The organism is Mucilaginibacter sp., assembly GCF_041088075.1.
In the GTDB taxonomy this organism is placed as follows: Bacteria; Bacteroidota; Bacteroidia; order Sphingobacteriales; family Sphingobacteriaceae; genus Mucilaginibacter_A.
The window spans coordinates 125,435-141,175 of record NZ_JBGCVY010000014.1; the positions used below are offsets into that span (position 1 = coordinate 125,435).

General features: G+C 39.5%; 15 protein-coding genes. 9 read left to right on the forward strand and 6 right to left on the reverse strand.

The genetic code is table 11. The features are described from left to right. Nucleotides 1-6 precede the first annotated feature (6 nt). Together V5804_RS02615 and V5804_RS02620 are read right to left on the reverse strand one after the other, a co-directional pair. The gene (locus V5804_RS02615) at nucleotides 7-384 is read right to left on the reverse strand and encodes a BlaI/MecI/CopY family transcriptional regulator (RefSeq protein WP_369589811.1); all 378 of its coding nucleotides are present in this window, start codon (nucleotides 382-384) and stop codon (nucleotides 7-9) included. 309 nt (nucleotides 385-693) lie between these two features. Then, nucleotides 694-828 (reverse strand): YdeI/OmpD-associated family protein, encoded by a 135-nt coding sequence (locus tag V5804_RS02620; RefSeq protein ID WP_369589812.1) that lies wholly within the window; start codon nucleotides 826-828, stop codon nucleotides 694-696. Nucleotides 829-1,364: 536 nt separating this feature from the next. Here V5804_RS02620 and V5804_RS02625 point away from each other — a divergent pair. The 4 genes from V5804_RS02625 to V5804_RS02640 all read left to right on the forward strand — a co-directional run bounded on the left by V5804_RS02625 (nucleotide 1,365) and on the right by V5804_RS02640 (nucleotide 4,680). Beyond that, entirely contained in the window at nucleotides 1,365-2,594 is a 1,230-nt protein-coding gene (locus V5804_RS02625; RefSeq protein WP_369589813.1) for a hypothetical protein, read from the forward strand. Nucleotides 2,595-2,655: 61 nt separating this feature from the next. After that, nucleotides 2,656-3,288, forward strand: a complete 633-nt coding sequence (locus V5804_RS02630; protein ID WP_369589814.1) for a hypothetical protein — start codon at nucleotides 2,656-2,658, stop codon at nucleotides 3,286-3,288. A 28-nt stretch (nucleotides 3,289-3,316) separates the two neighbouring features. After that, nucleotides 3,317-3,985, forward strand: a complete 669-nt coding sequence (locus V5804_RS02635; protein ID WP_369589815.1) for a porin family protein — start codon at nucleotides 3,317-3,319, stop codon at nucleotides 3,983-3,985. 38 nt (nucleotides 3,986-4,023) lie between these two features. Further along, nucleotides 4,024-4,680 carry a hypothetical protein gene (locus V5804_RS02640; protein ID WP_369589816.1) on the forward strand — a complete coding sequence of 219 codons (657 nt, stop codon included), beginning with the start codon at nucleotides 4,024-4,026 and terminating at the stop codon, nucleotides 4,678-4,680. Nucleotides 4,681-4,703: 23 nt separating this feature from the next. Here the strand turns inward: V5804_RS02640 and V5804_RS02645 are convergent, their stop codons facing one another. Further along, on the reverse strand, nucleotides 4,704-5,576 hold the full coding sequence (locus V5804_RS02645; protein WP_369589817.1) for an Rpn family recombination-promoting nuclease/putative transposase: 873 nt from the start codon (nucleotides 5,574-5,576) through the stop codon (nucleotides 4,704-4,706). Nucleotides 5,577-5,880: 304 nt separating this feature from the next. On the opposite strand from V5804_RS02645, the gene V5804_RS02650 reads away from it, so the two are divergent. Next, complete coding sequence (locus V5804_RS02650) at nucleotides 5,881-7,065, forward strand: DUF1624 domain-containing protein (RefSeq protein WP_369589818.1); 1,185 nt, start codon at nucleotides 5,881-5,883, stop codon at nucleotides 7,063-7,065. 31 nt (nucleotides 7,066-7,096) lie between these two features. Here V5804_RS02650 and V5804_RS02655 read toward each other — a convergent pair whose 3' ends face one another. Both V5804_RS02655 and V5804_RS02660 read right to left on the reverse strand, forming a co-directional pair. Then, nucleotides 7,097-7,663, reverse strand: coding sequence for an RNA methyltransferase (locus V5804_RS02655; protein WP_369589819.1), 567 nt, complete (start codon nucleotides 7,661-7,663; stop codon nucleotides 7,097-7,099). A 37-nt stretch (nucleotides 7,664-7,700) separates the two neighbouring features. Beyond that, the gene (locus V5804_RS02660) at nucleotides 7,701-8,852 is read right to left on the reverse strand and encodes a galactokinase (RefSeq protein WP_369589820.1); all 1,152 of its coding nucleotides are present in this window, start codon (nucleotides 8,850-8,852) and stop codon (nucleotides 7,701-7,703) included. 253 nt (nucleotides 8,853-9,105) lie between these two features. On the opposite strand from V5804_RS02660, the gene mutS reads away from it, so the two are divergent. The 3 genes from mutS (at nucleotide 9,106) to V5804_RS02675 (ending at nucleotide 13,931) form a co-directional block, all read left to right on the forward strand. Next, nucleotides 9,106-11,691 carry a DNA mismatch repair protein MutS gene (gene mutS, locus V5804_RS02665; RefSeq protein WP_369589837.1) on the forward strand — a complete coding sequence of 862 codons (2,586 nt, stop codon included), beginning with the start codon at nucleotides 9,106-9,108 and terminating at the stop codon, nucleotides 11,689-11,691. A gap of 419 nt (nucleotides 11,692-12,110) precedes the next feature. Continuing rightward, on the forward strand, nucleotides 12,111-13,247 hold the full coding sequence (locus V5804_RS02670; protein WP_369589821.1) for a glycosyltransferase: 1,137 nt from the start codon (nucleotides 12,111-12,113) through the stop codon (nucleotides 13,245-13,247). A gap of 234 nt (nucleotides 13,248-13,481) precedes the next feature. Further along, on the forward strand, nucleotides 13,482-13,931 hold the full coding sequence (locus V5804_RS02675) for a PA2169 family four-helix-bundle protein (RefSeq protein WP_369589822.1): 450 nt from the start codon (nucleotides 13,482-13,484) through the stop codon (nucleotides 13,929-13,931). Nucleotides 13,932-14,075: 144 nt separating this feature from the next. Here V5804_RS02675 and V5804_RS02680 read toward each other — a convergent pair whose 3' ends face one another. Then, on the reverse strand, nucleotides 14,076-14,666 hold the full coding sequence (locus tag V5804_RS02680) for a thymidine kinase (RefSeq protein WP_369589823.1): 591 nt from the start codon (nucleotides 14,664-14,666) through the stop codon (nucleotides 14,076-14,078). Nucleotides 14,667-14,718: 52 nt separating this feature from the next. On the opposite strand from V5804_RS02680, the gene V5804_RS02685 reads away from it, so the two are divergent. After that, nucleotides 14,719-15,738: a hypothetical protein gene (locus tag V5804_RS02685; protein WP_369589824.1), complete on the forward strand. Its 1,020-nt coding sequence runs from the start codon at nucleotides 14,719-14,721 to the stop codon at nucleotides 15,736-15,738. Nucleotides 15,739-15,741: the final 3 nt, after the last annotated feature.

Genomic DNA, 15,741 nt, shown 5'->3' on the forward strand with positions numbered 1-15,741 from the left:
CGTTTTTTATTTTTGGTTAAGTTGGTCTAAGTATTTTTTAATCGCTTCCAGTTCCTCTGGCGATGATTTATGGCCGCTCAAAGCCTGCATCACCAATTGCGAGGCCGAACCGTTAAAAGCACTGTCAATCAGTTTGTTCACCAAACTTTTCTGCGTTTTTTGCTGGTTCAATAAAGCTTTGTAAACATGCGTCCGGTTGCTGGCATCGCGTTCTACCAAACCTTTTTCGTGCATCAACTGCATCAGTTTTAAGGTAGTGGTGTAGCCAATTTCGGTTTGTTTCAGCCTGCTCAATTCTTCGTTCACTTCCCGTACCGTAGCCTTGCCTTGCTGCCACAAAATCTGTAAAATCTCCAGTTCGCTTTCCGTTGGTTTAATGCCCATTTTTTTATTACGAATATTTTCGTAGCACTAATGTACGAAGGGTTTCGTATAAACCAAATATTTTTTAAAAAATTTTTTGGGAGAGGAGTAAGCAGATTTTTTAATCGGTAAAAGAAGTATGCTTAAAGTTTTAGATATGCCGATAAAAAAAGCATTTGTAGTTTACAGCAAAAAGGCCGTGCCCTTTCTCCAATCAATCCAGATTTATGCCGATAAAAGAAGCATCTAAACTCATTTTATTTTTAGCAATTTTTCCAACATTTTTTGAACCCGGTCAGCCCGGGTTTTTTCTTGTTTGGCTGTCAATATCTAAACCAAATATTCTTTTTGGTGGCTGTAGGCCAACTGCTGATATTTTGCAAAAGCGGCCGGTTGCTGTTCCAAAGCCTGCTTTACGTCATCCGGCAAATGCACAATCCGGTTTTTATAAAAACAGAATATCATCTAACTTTTCTTTCGCAAGAATATCAGTTTTTATTTCAATGTTTAATAAGGCAAATCTTTATAAAAACCCTTCCGGTGCGTTTACAGACAGCCAGTTTTATACTGTTTTTACCAGTAGTTTTTTGGCGGGTTGGGTTGGGGCTGGTGGTTGCATATTGCTTAAGAATAAAATAGTTTTTAAGTATTTTACATTTGGTATTAAAAATTTAATAAATTTTTAATTATTATTTGATTTGTAATTTTTCTGTTATAAATTGCCAAAGAAAGGAGGAAAAGTATGACAATAAAAGAAAACTAAAAAACCACAACAAAAAATTAAAGAACGTATTAAAAAATCTACTAAATTTTTAAAAACATGAAATCTAAAATTTTTACCGGTGCAATGATGGCGTTATTGGTCGCTTTTTCTATCTCTTCATGTAAAAAAGAAAGTAAATTGGGGGGGTGGAATAATTTCTACTAAAAAAACAACAGTTGAACCAAAATTAGTTTTTTATAAACCTACTACCGATCAGGAAAAGAAGCTGGTGGCCAATTTGGAAAAAGTTACAGAAATTGTAAAAGAGGTGTACAAAAACAAAGAGGCAATAAAAGAGGTAAATGCTGCCATTATTGCCAAAATTTATACAGATCAGTCCATTTTGCTAAAAGACATGATCTATCCAAACGAAGGTTTGTTGCCTGCATCCAAGTCCTTTAAAGCATTAACAACTAAGCTAAATGTCCAGCAAGGCACCTTCTCTAATGAATTTTGGGCATTGGTAAGCAAAAAAAATGATTCTGATTTTTCTACTTTTTTAGCAGGGATAAAACCTGGCAAAACAGAAGCTTTGAAACAAGACCAAAAACGTGGACAGAATGTTAAAGCAAACAAACTTCTACAGGAGCAATATCAAAGTGTTGATGGTGATGTAAGCCTGTACTATCCTTATGCTGAGCAATACATCAGCCCTTTTGACAATTCCGGCAACTATTCGCCGTCAACTTCGGTGATGACTGCAACTGCAGAAGCGGACGAAGGTTACGGTTGGCAACCAGTTTATGATAATAACGGAAACATGGGCTATACACAAGTGGTAATCAACGATGATTATGCTTATGCAAACCCTACGCTTATTATTGGCATTAATGGTATAGAACCGGTTGATTATAGTATTCCTGCAATTTTAACATTTCCTCCCGGACCTCCTGTTCAAGCTCCTGGTCTTCCAAGGGAAGTCAAACAGGTTTATGTGGGTGATGTGAGAGTTAATGGTCATCAATATGATCATTTTGTTAGTTTTACGGGTAATGGTGGAGGTTTAGAAATACGTTTTACCCGTGCTGATGGTTATCTAAAACAGATTGACGGACAGGTACAAGCTGCAGATGTTTTTGTTATCAATGGCAATCCATACATCAGTAGGTGGCATATTAAAAATAAAAAATGGGTTGACTTTACCGCAACATGGGATGGAGATTGGGAGCCAGCCAACTTAGAACAAAACCTGGCTATATATGAAGATGATAATGCAGCTACTTCAACTTTATCTTTGTCAATAGGTACAACAGTTAGTGTTGGCGGCCAAAAACAAACAGGCACAGTTGGGGGAACATTAACTTACAAATCACTTGATGAGATTATTAGACAAAATAATCATAAATACGCTTCTTTTTTCCCATTAAATAGAGGCGCAGGAGGAGGGACAACATATAACGGATGGTTAGTATATGATGAAAATGGTGGAGTAAGTTTTACGATGCCAGACAAAACATTAATTCCATAATAGAAATAAGAGGGGGAAGTACTTCCCCCTCTTATTTCTTTATTTACTAATTACGGAAATCATGAAATTATACTTCCCCTCACAGATATTAATCATAATATTAACATTTGTTAATACTTCTCTATTCGCACAAAAAAATTCTGTAAAAACAAAAAACAACTTATACTTAAATACCTTCGTTGGTTATGGTACAGAAAATAACTGGGGAAACACGGCTTTTTTTGGCGGTGCAACTCTATCAAAACCTATAAAAAAGCATTTGTTTTTAGAAGGCGGCCTTACACTTTTTACTACCGCTCTATATAATGTTTATAAGGATAGGCCGACAGGTTTAGTTGGGCAAGACAGATATTATCATGCCGTGTTTTTAACGCCAGATATAAATTACACGTTTGGCAGCAAAAAGTCTTTTTTAAATGCTTCCATTAAAATAGGGCCTTCCTTAAAGTATCAAAACGATAAAATTTTAAAGTTTTATCAAGAGCGTGTTTATCCTGATGGACACAGCGAAGTTATGCCAGGGTCAGTACAATATTATTATGAGAAAGGTTTCAACATATCTTATTATGCCGGCGTATCTTTTGATGCAAAAATAACTGATAAGCTTAGAGTAGGTATTTTCTTGGATACTTATTCACACGCAATCTTTTTAGAACATTTTATGCCCGGCATCAATGCTGTTTTTAAATTGTAAAGGTTTAGACAACACTTAACTTCTTTGTATGAAAATAAAACTTTTACTTTCCGCTTTTTTGTATTCATTTCTTCTTTGTCAAATATCCAAAGCACAAGTATCTAAAAAGTTTAATTACGGCTTTACTGCCAGCCTCCAAATTTCCGACCCAAAGTATTACGATCTGTACGATCCTTATCCTTATAACCGGATCAAACGTCCCGGCGGAGATATATATGGCGAAACTTTTCAAACTGATAACTTTGCTGTCGGTGCCTTTGTGCAACATGCTGTTTTTAGCAACAAAATAAATGTAACAGTCGGTTTATTGTATAACCAAAAGGGCTACAAAGAAAAAAGTTCCCAATTGGTTTCCCAGCCGGCAGTTTACCAAGCGACATTTAGAAAAGATTACTTGGATATACCAGTTTCTGTTAGTTATAGTTTTTTTAAAAAAGCAGAGAATAGCTTGTTTGTGTCAACTGGTTTGTACCAATCCTTTATTTTAAGCGGTAAAACTGTTTTCCCTAACCCGGCAACGCCTGGTTTAAAACCTTATGAGCAACGCTTATACCTCGCTAATGATCGCGAAGTAAACCTGACCGGTTTTAGTTTTGGAACCGGCTACCGCTACCATTTTTTGGAAGCGCAGTTGCAATACAAAAACGACCATCATTATGAATATGCGTTGGTTACGGTTTCTTATTATCTGCATTAGTCTTACTTTTCTAAATCAAAAGCTTAATTATTCCAAAAATGAAAAGAATACTTCTTTTACTTGTTATTGTTTTTTCTGTCGAATTTGTTCGTGCGCAAGCTCAAAGCAGGGTTAGTTTAGAAGCTAATTTTGGTTTAAATGCTAATTTTTTTGTGGGTTCTTATGATGAAGATTACAGTCCGGCCCCAGTTAAAACTTACTTGTACAAAAAGAATTTATTAGGCACAATAAGCGGGCTTGAATTAAAATACAGATATGGAAGAAACGCCAATTTATTTTTAGCTTATGCCAGAAGTACCAATAAAAGGGCAAGAAACTTTGAAGGGGATTTTAATGGCGTAAATGTTTATATTACTGATTTTAATATCCGCCATAACGATGATTTTTTTATATTAGGATATGAGCGGAATTTTATAAAAGCAAAACCTGCCTTTCGTTACCATTTTGGCGTAACAATTATGACATCGCAACAACAGGAAATAACACTTGAAAACTACGCAAATGAAATTAACATCCAAGAGAGAAACAGTAGGAATTCTGGTTTAATGGAAGGCGGTGTTTTTGGAGGGTTTTCGTACACTAAACAAATTGAAAAGAGGTTTGAACTTGGTATAAAAGCCCGGGTTTACTACATGGTATCTTTAGGGAGTTTTGAAGCGGTTACCTTAACACCAAGCGTTGCTTATAAATTTTAAACAGGTTTTTTCTATTCTCGAGATCAAAGTTTTTCAATATCCTCTGCCGAAAGACCAGTTGCTTTTACAATTAAATCTGTGGACAGCCCGCTTTCTTTTAGGGATTTTGCAACTTTTAGAATTCCTTGAGATATCCCTTCGTTTATGCCTTCGGATTTACCTTCATCATAAGCTGTTTCAATGGCGTAATCATAAGTTGCTTTGTTGTCCCGAAAGGCTTTCAGGCTGTATTCGTAGCGGTCTAATTCGTCTTGTTTAAAGTTGGCAATTTCGGCTTTTTCAAAGGCCTGGGCAAATACTTCGTCTTTAAATATGGTTGGGATATTTTGAAAATCTTCCAGGTTTTTGATGAAGTACAGCCATTGGTCCAAACGGGTTTCCAGTTCGTTTTCAGGCTTTTTAAAGTTGGGCATTTCTAAATAAATGTAAGTCAGCTTATCATAAAAAACCTTGCCGTGCTGGTTTTTCAGTTTGATGGTATGCACCACTTCGTTTTTTTCGGATACGGTTTCGTAATCATCAAAAGTAAAATCCAAAATGCCGATACAATAAACCGCGTTTAAATTGTAGTTCCACTGGCCTTTTTCGGCCTGCTCGCGGATTGGGAAAGTAGAGTAATAAACCGTGCGCTCGATAAAATAGTTTTGCTTGGCCTTTTGCAGTTCAACAATAAATTTCTCGCCTTTACCGGTTTCGCAATAAATATCGTAAATGGCTTTCCGGTCTAAGTCGGTCTGCCCAAGCTGTTCGGTATTTTTAAAAGAAAGGCTGGCAACCTGATTGTGCAAAGGCAAAAGCGCATTCAAAAAATCAATCAGCAAAGGCTTGCTGGCTTCTTCGCCAAAAATCTTTTTAAAGCCAAAATCGGTAAACGGGTTGATGTATTTTGCTTTCATTTTTTAAAATGGAATGGTAGCAAATTTACAAATTTTAAAAGACGGAAGAGTGGTTAACAGTTCCTGTAAAAACACCTATTTTGGGTTTGTATCTTCCAAATTCATATCCTTAAAATAGTTGGGCCTGTTTAAATTTAGGCCATTAAAATTTATAATGCTTCTTTTATGCCTATAAATTTGGTGCCTGGCTATTATATTAGTACAAAAAGTACAATTGGCCACTGATTTTTATGTGCTAAAAGAAGCATGGACTAAAAAGAGGCTGAGGAAGATACAACTGTTTTACAAACCAAAATTAACACACATGGCAGAACTTCAAACCAAAGAAAACAACCACCGTATCGGCAGTATTGATGCTGCCAGGGGCTTGGTAATGATTGTAATGGCTTTAGATCATGTCCGCGATTTTATGCACGTTACTTCGCTCACCCAGGATCCAACCAATTTACAAACCACAACTGCCGCTTTGTTTCTCACCCGATGGGTTACGCATTTGTGTGCGCCTACTTTTGTGTTTTTATCAGGCGTTTCCGCGTATTTATTTTACAACAGTTCTCCGGATTCATCCCGGAAAAAGTTTTTGTTTAACCGCGGTTTATGGCTGATGTTCATTGACCTTACCGTTATCAATTTTGCGCTGTGGTTTGATGTACAGCTACATACCGTAATTATGGAAGTGGTTTTTGCCATCGGTTTTGGTTTAATGGTCATTTCTTTGCTGCTAAAACTGCCCGCACGCGCTATTGGCCTGGCAGGTATCCTGATTATTTTTAGCCACAATTTGTTCCAGGGCTTAACTTTCAAAAATAATCCTACACTCGATTTTATTTTCGCCGTGTTTTTCCGTCAAAGCCTTTTTACGCCTAAACCCGGCTTTGCTTTTATCACGGCTTACCCGCTTTTGCCTTGGCTGGGCGTTATTTTAACGGGTTTTGGTTTTGGCGAACTTTTTAAATTGCCAGAACCGGTGCGAAAGAAAAGGTTTTTGCAGATAGCGGCCGGCGTTTTTTGCCTGTTTGTTTTAATACGCGGTTTAAACTTTTACGGCGATCCTTTGCCCTGGTCGGTACAAAAAAATTCGCTGTTCACTTTTCTGTCTTTTATCAACGTAACCAAATATCCGCCTTCGCTGCTGTTTATACTGCTGATGCTGAGCGTGCTATTTATCGTTCTTTGGCTTTTGGAAGGCAAAAACAATCCGTTAATTAAGGTTCTTCGTGTTTATGGCAAGGTGCCGTTGTTCTATTTTATCGTTCACTTGTACCTTATCCACCTGTTAACGCTGCTGATGGTTTTTGTGGAAGGACATACTTTTGCCGACCTGAAATTTGGGCTGCTGCGTAACGGAAGGCCGGAAGGCACGGGAGTTGAACTGGGAACTGTCTATCTAATTTGGATCGCTGTTGTGCTGTTTTTATTCCCTGTTTGTAAGTGGTACGGAAAATACAAACAGAAGCATAAAAGCAACCGCATACTTCAGTATTTGTAATTTAAAATGGAATTTATTGTCGAAAAAAGAACTACTTGAAATTCAGTTTTGCAAAAAAATCCCACAAAACAATACCTGCCGAAACCACAATGTTAAAAGAATGCTTGGTGCCAAACTGCGGGATTTCGATACAGCCGTCAACCATTTCCATCGCTTCTTCGCTTACGCCGTTCACTTCATTGCCAAAAATCAAAGCGTATTTTTGGTTGTTTTTGGGTTGAAATTGGTTTAGGTTGATGCTGTTTTCCGCCTGCTCTACAGCGATGACCTGGTAACCTTGGTTGCGTAAATGCTGCAATGCTTCTTTTATGCCATTAAAATAAGTCCAGTTGATGGACTGCGTAGCGCCCAACGCCGTTTTCTCGATTTCGCGGTGAGGTGGTTGTGCCGTGATGCCGCAAAGGATAATTTGCTCGACTGCAAAACCATCGGCAGTGCGAAAAACCGAACCAATGTTGTGCATACTCCGGACATTATCCAACACAACGGTTACCTGCAGTTTTTCCTGTTCCCGAAAAGTTTCAACATCAACCCGACCTAATTCTTCCAGTTTGAGTTTGGTAAAAGGAGTGCTCATAGGTTTTAGTTCATCGTTCATGGCTGAAGGCTGATCGCTAAAAGCTGATTGCCGTTCTTCAAACCCTTTTCACCCCATCGCCAATTAAAGAATTATAAACGGCACATTCGTAACCTACTTTTTCGGTATAATATTTTATGAGGTTTTTTGAGAAATCATCAAAAGCATCGTGCTTAACCAAAGCAATGGCGCAACCGCCAAAACCTGCGCCCGTCATCCTTGCGCCCGCTACTGTTTTTTGCGTTTTGCAGAAATTAACAATCGTGTCCAGTTCTTTTCCGGTTACTTCATACAAATCTTTTAGCGAAGCGTGCGAAGCATAAAGCAACTGGCCAAAACGGGTCAGATCGCCGCTGGCCAAAACCTGCGTTGCTTCTTTTACCCGGTCATTTTCTTCGATCACGTGGCGGGCGCGTTTTTTTACGGTTTCGTTTTCAATCAAATGTTCGTATTTGTTAAAAGTTGCCGTATCAATTGCGCACAGATAATCTATTTTGAGTTCTTTTTGCAAATCTTTCAAAGCCGTCTGGCATTCGGCCACGCGCTCGTTGTATTTAGATTCGGATAGTTGGCGCGGTTTGTTGGTGTTGATGATCGCCAGCACGTAATCCTGCAGTTTACAGTCCACAATTTTGTAGTTCAGCGTATCGCAATTCAGTTCGATGGCTTTTTCTTTTTCGCCAAAAGCAACCGCAAACTGGTCCATAATGCCGCTGTTCACGCCAATAAAATCGTTCTCCACTTTTTTGCCCAACTGCACCAGTTCAAGTTTGGTAAAGCCGGAATTAAAAGTTTCGTTCAACGCAAAAGCCGTAACAATTTCGATGGAAGCCGAAGATGAAAGGCCGGAAGCAACCGGCACATCGCCTTTAAACAGCATATCCAAACCCATAATTTTTTTATTGTTGAGCAAAAACTGCTGCATCACGCCAAGCGGATAATTGTACCATTCCTTGCCTTTTCTGGTGTAGCCGTCCTGAACGGGAATGTCCAGTTGATCCTCAAAATCCAAACTTCTGAAACGGAAAATTCCTTCCTTGTTTTCGGCAACCAGCAAATCGGTGCCAAAAGTGATGGCACAAGGCAAAACCAGGCCGCCGTTGTAATCAATATGTTCGCCGATTAGGTTTACGCGTCCGGGCGCAAAAAAAGCAGCCGTTGCAGGTTGGCCAAACAGCTTAGAGAATTTTTGTGAAAGGTCAGGTTTCATGGTTCAAATATGATAATAATAATAGATTAGATTGATGGTTAATTTGTTTTTCTTGGCTAGTGTTTTGTCCTTTTTAGAAATACGGCATACTTCTTTTATCGGGTAAAAATTGGTATGGTTGAACCAAGTACAGGCCATGCTTCTTTTACCACCTATTTTTTAACATCTGCCGTAAAAACCTTTTCATCGCTTAACTTTACCTTTCAATAAAAATTTAGATTTGGGAAAGAAGATTTCGGCAGAAACACCTTTAATGCAGCAGCACGGGCAGATCAAGGCCAAATATCCGGGCGCGCTGCTGTTGTTTCGGGTGGGCGATTTTTATGAAACTTTTGGCGAAGATGCCGTTACCACTGCCCGCATTTTAGGGATTATCCTGACGAAACGCGCAAACGGTTCGGGCACTTTCATCGAGCTGGCCGGTTTTCCGCACCATTCTTTGGATACTTATCTGCCAAAATTAGTCCGCGCCGGCCAGCGTGTGGCCATTTGCGACCAGTTAGAAGATCCAAAAGCCACCAAAACCATCGTCAAACGAGGCGTTACCGAACTGGTTACGCCTGGCGTTTCTTACAACGATAACATCCTCAACCAAAAAGCCAATAATTATGTGGCCGCGCTGCATTTTGACAAAAATTTGATCGGGCTGGCTTTGCTCGATATTTCTACCGGCGAGTTTTTGGCTGCGCAGGGCGATGCCGAATACATTGACCAGTTGCTGCAAAGTTACCGGCCCAACGAGGTGGTTTTTTCCAAACAAAAGCAAAAAGATTTTGCCGAAACTTTTGGCAGCGGCTTTTACACTTATACGTTGGACGATTGGGCTTTTACCTTCGATTTTGCTTCAGAAACTTTGCTCAAACATTTTGAAGTGAAAAACTTAAAAGGTTTTGGTGTTGACCGTTTGCCTTTGGCGATTGTTGCGGCCGGCGTAACGCTGTATTACATCAACGAAACGGAGCACCGCAACTTGCAGCATATTTCGGGTTTGAGCCGGATTGAACATCAAAAATACATGTGGCTGGACCGGTTTACGGTGAGGAATTTGGAACTGCTGGATTCGGCGAATGAAAATGCCATTACGCTTTTTCATGTGCTCGATCAAACCGCTTCGCCCATGGGCGCACGTTTGCTGCGGAAGTGGATTTTAATGCCGCTGAAAGAATTGAAACCGATTGAAGAACGGCTGGAAGTTGTTGATTTTTTGCAGGTAAAAGAAGCATTGGCCGAACAGCTTTTGCAGCAGGTAAAACAGATTGGCGATTTGGAAAGATTAATTTCTAAAATTGCCTTGCAAAAAGCCAATCCGCGCGAAATTATACAGCTAAAAAGAGCATTGCTGGCCACGGCCGAAACACAAAAACTTTGCGGCCAGTCCGAAAATTTATTTTTGCAGCAATTGGCCGAACAGTTAAACCCGTGCCAGTTGATCCGCGAAAAAATTGAAAAAGAATTGCGACCGGAACCGCCTGTGCAAGTGGCCAAAGGCGAAGTAATTGCCGATGGCGTGGACGAAGAATTGGACCATCTGCGGAAAATAGCTTTTGGCGGAAAAGATTTCTTGGTGGAAATACAACGCCGCGAAGCCGAAGAAACCGGTATCCCGTCGTTAAAAGTAGCTTTCAACAGCGTTTTTGGTTATTATTTGGAAGTTACGCACACGCACAAAGATAAAGTTCCTTCGGGCTGGATCCGGAAGCAAACGCTGGTAAATGCCGAGCGCTACATCACGCCCGAACTGAAAGAATACGAAGAACAGATTTTGGGTGCGGAAGAAAAGATTTTCGCCATCGAAACGCGTTTGTACAACGATTTGCTGCATGGCATCAGTTCGTACATCAAACCCATCCAGCTCAATGCGCGCATTTTGGCCAGGCTGGATGTGCTGCTTTGTTTCGCAAAAATTGCCCGTAAAAACAGCTATTGCAAACCAACCATTAGTTTGGATGAACAAATTGACATCAAAGGCGGCCGCCATCCGGTTATTGAGCGCAATTTGCCTTTGGGCGAAGAATACATCACCAACGATGTATTTTTGGATTCGGACAGTCAACAAATCATCATGATAACCGGCCCAAATATGGCCGGGAAATCTGCCATTCTCCGCCAAACCGGCTTGATTGTTTTAATGGCGCAAATGGGTTGTTTTGTGCCTGCAAAAGAAGCACGCATTGGTTTGGTGGATAAAATTTTTACCCGCGTTGGCGCTTCGGACAACCTCACTTCCGGCGAATCAACTTTTATGGTAGAGATGAACGAAACGGCCAGCATCCTCAACAATATTTCTGACCGCAGTTTGGTTTTGCTGGATGAAATTGGCCGCGGCACTTCCACTTATGATGGCATTTCCATCGCCTGGTCAATCGCCGAGTTTTTGCACAACCATCCTTCGGCCAAAGCCAAAACCTTGTTTGCCACGCATTACCACGAATTGAACGAATTGGCAAGCTCTTTTTACCGCATCAAAAACTACAATGTGGCGGTAAAAGAAACCGGGCAAAAAATTATTTTTCTGCGGAAGTTGGTGCCGGGCGGAAGCGGGCATAGTTTTGGGATCCACGTGGCCAAGTTGGCCGGGATGCCGCCAAAAGTTTTATCCCGTGCAGAGGAAATTTTAAAGAAGCTGGAAGCAGAACGAACAGGCGGCGAAAACATCAAAGAGAGCATCAAAAAAGTGCAAAAGCAAGCCATGCAATTGCAGATGTTTTCAATTGACGATCCCGTATTAATTAAAATTCGGGATGTACTGAATGCTTTGGATGTAAACACGCTTACACCGGTAGAAGCTTTGATGAAATTGGATGAAATCCAACGTTTGATTAAAGGCGGAAAAAGTTAAAACTGTTTAAACAAGTTGAAAAAATAAAGCCGACAATTTTTCCTTCGCGCAACACCTGATTCTTTTCTTCAAAAATAATTAATCCAATTTTTTTTAACTCAAAACAAAGTTGAAAATTGTCTTGAAATTATTACAAACATTGGATAGCTGTAAAAATCCAAATATTATAGTTGTGTAACCTTGAAATATACGACAATTCAAAAAAAAGTTGTATATTGTTCGACTCTGTAATTTTTGCGTTTTTTATATATCGCAAAAGCAAATTTTTCATTGCTAAAAACAGTACACAAACCTGTTCACTTGCATATTTGATATGCATATATTTTGTGTAGTTTAAATCAGCCTGTAAATTTTTTTTACCGGATGTAAAACAATAGAATTTTAAATATGTTAATCTTATCATTATCACCATACACAACATGAAAAAATTACCCGCCAAACTGCTTTGTCTTTCACATCTAAGATGGGATTTTGTTTATCAGCGTCCGCAACACTTGTTAACAAGGTTTTCGGAAATGTTTAAAACTTATTTTTTAGAAGAGCCCATACAAGACGCAACAGATGGCGCGTACCTGCATTTATCAAACCGGTTGCCTAATCTTTGGGTAGTTGTGCCACATATTCCAAAAGGTTTGTCCAAGCTTGAAGAAAAGCTGATGATGAAACAATTGATGGATAAATTTATGGAAAAAGAAGACAGCGAAGATTTTCTTTTCTGGTATTATACGCCCATGGCTTTGTCTTTTACAGAGCAGTTAAGCCCTGCTTTAACCGTTTACGACTGCATGGACGAGCTTTCGTTGTTCAAAAACGCTCCCGCTGAGCTAAAAGACCTTGAAAAAAGGTTGATTGCAAAATCTGATGTGGTATTTACCGGCGGACAATCTTTGTACGAAGCAAAAAAACAACAACACGCCAATATGTTCCCTTTTCCAAGCAGCATTGATAAAAGCCACTTTGTAAAAGCGCGGACTAATAAAGTACAGCCAGCAGACCAGGCACAAGTTGAAGGCATCAAACTTGGATTTTATGGTGTTATTGATGAACGTTTTGATATCAATTTAATTAAAGCAGTTGCAGATGCAAGGCCGGAATGGAATTTCATGCTGATTGGTCCGGTTCTAAAAATCAACAAGGCACATTTGCCAAAAAATAAAAACATCCATTACTTGGGACAAAAAAGTTACGAACAACTGCCAGCTTATTTATCAGGTTGGGATGTTGCTTTAATTCCTTTTATGTTGAATGATTCAACTAAATTTATCAGCCCGACAAAAACACCGGAATATTTATCGGCAGGCAAACCGGTTGTATCAACTGCGATCCGCGATGTGGTTAACCCTTATGCCAAAAATAAATTGGTACATATTGGTTATACAGCCGAAGATTTTATTGATGCAATTGAACTGGAACTGAACAACAAGAACAAAAAAGAATGGTTGGCCAAAGTTGATGCTTTCTTGTTGAAAAATTCTTGGGACAATACTTGCGAAAGTATGCTGACTTGCATCAAAAATTCAATCAAAGACAAACACAAAATTTCTATTGCAAGTTGATACTTGTAAAATAAATATATTAAATTATAAAAGTGCCAATTGTATGATTGGTACTTTTTTTATGTTTTAACTTTTCTGATTTTATAGGCATAAAAGAAGTATGCGTAATTGTTGTTTGGTTTCAGAACATTTAGCATCCAATTTTAAATAACAAATTAAATCTTTTCTTATCCAAACCAAAACGGTTGTTTGTAGTTGAAATGGATATTGTAATCGTTATCAACATAAAAAATTATGAGTTTAGATCAAAAGTTAATTAGCAGTTTACAGCATTTAGTTACCATTGGTGTTGATGGGGAAGAGGGTTATACCAAAGCGGCAGAAATGGTAAGCAGCAAAAATTTGATGACAGAATTTGAGCAAGCTGCAACCAGCCGAAATATACAGGCAGAAGCCATTAGGAATTACCTGGGCGATAACGGTGTGGCAAAGCCGGAACATGAAGGGGGTTTTGGTGGTGCTTTGCACCGGGCCTGGCTGGATATAAAAGGAACGCTGTCTAACCGAAGCGATACGGTAGTGGTTTCCAGTTGTGTTGGAGGCGATCGCTCTGCAATCGAGGCGTACCAGGATATTTTGAAAGAAGACAACCTGCCGCATGATTTGCGAAAATTATTGACGGATCATTTGGAAGCTATTCAATCCGATTTGAAAAACCTGGAACTTTATTTACAGGATAAATAATTGTAAGCTTAATGGTCTGATTGGAAATTCTTCAATGCTTCTTTTACCACATAAAAATCATTGACCCGTTGTGTTTATATCAAAACAAAATTTGATGGCATAAAAGAAGCATTATGAATTTTATGGCAAAACCTTGAACTGGTTTTAAGCACTTACGCTTTTGCCTAAACGAAAGCATCTACGGCAGCGCGGCTCGTAGCTTTCTTTTTCGCCCAATAAGATTTTAGTGTCGTTTTCAATCAACCGGTACGAATACAAGGCCGGGTTTCCGCAAATTACACAAACTGCATGCACTTTCGTTACCGATTCGGCCATGGCCATAATTGCAGGCAGCGGCCCAAAAGGTTTTCCGGTATAATCCATATCCAAACCTGCCACAATGACGCGGATGCCTTTGTTGGCCAATTTGGTGCAAACTTCCGGCAACCCTTCGTCAAAAAATTGTGCTTCATCAATGCCAACAATATCAGCATTGCCGCCCAACAGCAAAATAGAAGAAGAATTTTCTACCGGTGTTGATTTGATCGAGTTGGCATTGTGCGATACAATTGCGGTTTCATCGTACCGGGTATCTGTTTTCGGTTTAAAAATTTCGATGGAAAGCTTGGCGATTTGTCCGCGTTTAAGCCTTCTGATCAGTTCTTCGGTTTTTCCGGAAAACATCGAACCGCAAATTACTTCAATACTGCCGCCGTGTTCGTTTTTTCGCTTAAAAACATCTTCGTTGAATAACATCTGCCGCTTTGGTTGGGTGCCCAATATCAGAATTTAATCCTATTTTTGAACGTTGATTTATCAACATCTTCATGGAATTCGGACGATGAAACAGCAGGAAATATTAAGAAAAATAGGTGGGATTATTGCTGAGTTGAAAGAGCAGCACACGTACCTCGAAGCAAACGGCAGCAGTTTTAATGATTTGGAACTGGAGCTTTTTATGGCCAATGCCAATTTTTTGACCGACCATATTGAAATTTTGAAAAAGATACACGGCCAGGCAAAACCTGCTGCGGCAATTGTTGAAACGCCGGAAAAACTATACCCGACAAAGCCTATCGTCCTGGATTATTTTAGTGAAGAAGAACATTTGCCTTTTGCGGAAGATCCGTTGTTAAAAAAACTAAACGATTTTTTGCCGATAAAAGAAGCAGGGCAGGAGCAAGTGCCACCAGAAACAGAAACAGAACTGGCCGAAACTTTTTTAGCACCGGAAGCCCAACCGGAAATGGAAAAACCTGCACCTTTTATGATTGCCGATACTTCTTTTACCACACAAAAATCATTGCCGGTAGAAAAGGAAGAAGTTGAAAATACTTTTGCAGAAGCCGAAGTTGAGCCGGTAAACGCGGTAGAAACCGAACCGGAAACCCAACAACATCCAGAAAGCCCAAAACCCGAATTGTTTTTTGCGGAAGAAGCAAAACCGGAGCCTGCAAAACCGGAACCGATACCGCAAGCAGTTATCGAACCAGAACCTGTAAAGCCAGAACCAGTTTTAACTTTAAAACAGCGCATTGCAGCCCAAAACGGAATAACACAACCAACAGCAAAATCAGGTTTTGCAGGAAAACCAGTTCAGGATTTGCCAGCGTTAATTAGTTTGAATGATAAATTGCTTTTTATAAAGGAATTGTTTAACGGATACAATTTGGCTTATGCCGAAGCAATTAACATTTTAAACCGTTACACTAATTTTGAGCAGGCGGAGCAGTTTTTGAAAACAAATTATGCCGGGAAAAACAACTGGAAAGACAAACCTGCAACTTCGGAAAGGTTTTATGAATTGTTGCGGAAAAGGTTTTCGTAAAAA